Source organism: Variovorax sp. P4_D9 (assembly GCF_056401695.1).
On record NZ_JBFUIU010001015.1, the window covers coordinates 1 to 2,800 of the forward strand.

The 2,800-nt window shown below is 64.7% G+C and carries 5 protein-coding genes; 4 read left to right on the forward strand and 1 reads right to left on the reverse strand.

All coding sequences use genetic code 11. The features are described 5' to 3' along the window. From AC1DY5_RS50115 to AC1DY5_RS50130, 4 genes are all read left to right on the forward strand, one after another. Window positions 1–204: hypothetical protein (locus tag AC1DY5_RS50115; RefSeq protein ID WP_478121757.1), on the forward strand; the 204-nt coding region annotated here is incomplete at its 5' end. Window positions 205–329: 125 nt separating this feature from the next. Continuing rightward, on the forward strand, window positions 330–476 hold the full coding sequence (locus AC1DY5_RS50120) for a CDGSH iron-sulfur domain-containing protein (RefSeq protein WP_478121761.1): 147 nt from the start codon (window positions 330–332) through the stop codon (window positions 474–476). Between the two features lie 90 nt (window positions 477–566). After that, window positions 567–1,526 carry a helix-turn-helix transcriptional regulator gene (locus AC1DY5_RS50125; RefSeq protein ID WP_478121758.1) on the forward strand — a complete coding sequence of 320 codons (960 nt, stop codon included), beginning with the start codon at window positions 567–569 and terminating at the stop codon, window positions 1,524–1,526. 105 nt (window positions 1,527–1,631) lie between these two features. Further along, window positions 1,632–2,351 carry an antibiotic biosynthesis monooxygenase family protein gene (locus AC1DY5_RS50130; protein ID WP_478121759.1) on the forward strand — a complete coding sequence of 240 codons (720 nt, stop codon included), beginning with the start codon at window positions 1,632–1,634 and terminating at the stop codon, window positions 2,349–2,351. Between the two features lie 176 nt (window positions 2,352–2,527). Here the strand turns inward: AC1DY5_RS50130 and AC1DY5_RS50135 are convergent. After that, the coding region (locus tag AC1DY5_RS50135; RefSeq protein ID WP_478121760.1) for a transposase at window positions 2,528–2,800 on the reverse strand (273 nt) is incomplete at its 5' end.

Genomic DNA, 2,800 nt, shown 5'->3' on the forward strand with positions numbered 1-2,800 from the left:
CGCACTGCCATGGCTTGCTCCAACATCGTTGATGAACGGCAGCGCCATGGGAAACGCCGAATTCGACTCGATCTCTTGAACGGGATGCGCATCGCTGCGCTCACCACTGTCGCCGACGAATCCCGGACCATGCTCTTAAGCGGGCTCGCCAAAGCTCGCACCATTGATGGGTCGGTCATATCGGCGCTGCCGCTCACCTTGTAGCGCAGGTCGGTTTCTCTGCCAACGCCTGGCCCGCGTGCGGGGTTGCAATGCTCTTAAGGCTTTCAGATGGAAAATAGGTCATTCGAATCCTGACAAGGGTCCTTCATATCAAGGGTGCCGTCGAACTGGTCGACGCGGCGGGGAACCGCTACCCAGTCGGCGAGCAGTTCACGTTGTGTCGCTGCGGCAACTCCGCCAGAGCGCCCTTCTGTGACGGCAGCCATCGCATGAGCGGCTTCGCAGATTGCAGCCGGGCTGAAGTGGAGGCCTAGTCAGCAGCAGCAACCGAGCGCGCATGGGCCTTGCAGGAGTCTGTCGGCGCGTGCATGATTTCTGCTTCCTGTGGCGACGGGAGATGACCTTTGGCATCCGAAATCTTTCGAACCCGCAATCTCGACGAGGCGATCAGCGCAGTCGGCCGTGTGTACTGCCCCCACTCGATCGAGCCCCAGGGACCCGTACGCAACGTGGCGGCCGCGCTCGGAGTGGTTCGCGGCGGCGGCCAGTCGATCGTCAGCCTGCGTTACTCGACCCCCGTCAAAGTCGATGCAGGACGTTTTCCCAACCTCCTGCTGATGATGTCGGCCGCCGAGGGCGCCGCAAGCGCGATGCAGGGTCGCCATACGTCACAGTGGCGTGCAGGCCAGACCATGCCGCTATCGCCCGGGCTGGACACCGTCTTGAGCTTCGACCGCGACTTTGCACAGCACAGCCTGCGAGTTGAGATCGATCGACTGGAAGCCATGTGCGCGCGCTGGCTGGGCCACCCGCTCGCCGCCCCGTTGCAGTTCGCGCTGCACCCGTTCTCGCCGGCGTTCGAGGGGGTCTGGCAGGACGCCCTGCGCGTGGCAACGTCGCTTGGCTCCGCGGGCGCGTTCATGCCGGTGGCCGCCTCCGATTCGCTCGACGAATTCCTGTTGTCCCTCTTGCTGCACGGCCATGCGCACAACTACTCCGACGCGTTGATCCGGCCCGTCGACGCAGCCACGCCGCGTCTCGTCCGGGCCGCCGAGGCGATGTTCCGCGAATGCGCGACGACCGGGACCACGGTGTCGGAAGTCGCCCGCGACCTGGGCGTGAGCTTGCGCAGCCTTCAGTTGGGGTTTCGCGAAGCGCGGCAGACCACGCCTTCGGCCTACCTGCGCAAACTGCGCCTCGACGCGGCGCACAGCGCGCTCGGGGCGGGTACCACCGGCGCGTCCGTCACCGATGTCGCCCTCGCCACCGGCTTCACGCACATAGGCCGCTTCAGCGCGGCCTACAAGGCGGCCTTTGGCGAGACGCCCGTCATGACGTTGCGCCGCGGACGCCAGCGCCGCTGAGCGCCACATCTGCCTTCGCCTTTCGGCCTGGGTTTCGCGAACTGTCCTTTTGGCACGGCGCCGCCATGCGGACCATGGGGTCCCCCCACCCAAAAGGACACCGCCATGACATCCACACCCGCCGCCAAAGACTCCCTGACCGTTCTCGAGGCAGGCTTCAAAATCATTCCTGGCAAGGAAGCCGAATTCTTCGAGGTCCAGGGAAAAATGATGCCRGTCGGCGCCAGCCAGCCCGGCTTCATCTCGGTCCAGGGCGGCCCGATCGCCAATTCGACCTGGCTCTATTTCGGCGTACGCTTCGAAAGCAAGGATCAGATGGATGCGTGGCACCACCATTCGGGTCACCAGGCTGTGCAAAGAATGGCGTACGCCAAGTTCTGGACCGCGGTCTACCTGCGCAAGTGGCGCGTCGCTCTGCCCGGAGAACCGCTGGGTAGACGCCTGATGTGCGAAACGAGACTGGTCACGGACGAGCCGCTCGACGATACTCAATTGGCATCGCTCCAACCCCAGTTCGGCGCACTGGGCGCAGCCGGTGCACAGCGCTTCGAGACGCTGAGCGGCCAGTACGAACCGCAGCCTTACCAATTCGTCGGTCCCGTGGAGATCCTGCCCGCGGCGAGCGGCACGCTCTATTCGCTGATCACGCACTGGTCGTCGGAAGCGGACCTCAAGGCCTGGCAGGAGTCGGCCGCGTTGCAGCGCCTTCGGGAACTTGGCCAAGTCAGCAACGAGACGTTCATTGCAGTGGTGGAGGACAGGGCGCGCGACCGGTTGCGCGGGGACCGGCTGCAACGCGACTGGACGTTGCAGGGCCACGCCTGATGTCGGACCGTGACCGCGGCACCAGGCAGGCCGAGCGGTGACTGCGAAGAGCTGCCAGTTCCCCAAAGCTTCGCGGCGAGTTCGCGCCTGAGCACGGCGGCTGAGATTTCCCCGCACACCACGGGTATCTTCGCCACACCGCGCGTCTGCTATTGATCTTTACTAAACCGATGACATCACCAGAGCGTGGCCTGCATCCAGCAAGCGGCGATGATCGAGGGGCGCTTCTGGGCACTCTTGAGCTTGTTGCGCGCGGTCGTGTRCAGCTCGCTGAGGTCGTTGGGGCAGTAGTTGGCCAGGGCATGRCGCTTGAGCCARGCCCACAGATACTCCACCGGGTTGAGGTCGGGCGCGTACGGCGGCAGGAACGCGATCTGGATATGGCCGCCCAGGCTGTCCAGATAGTCGCGCACCAGCCGACTGCGGTGCGCCTTCAAGCCATCCCAGAT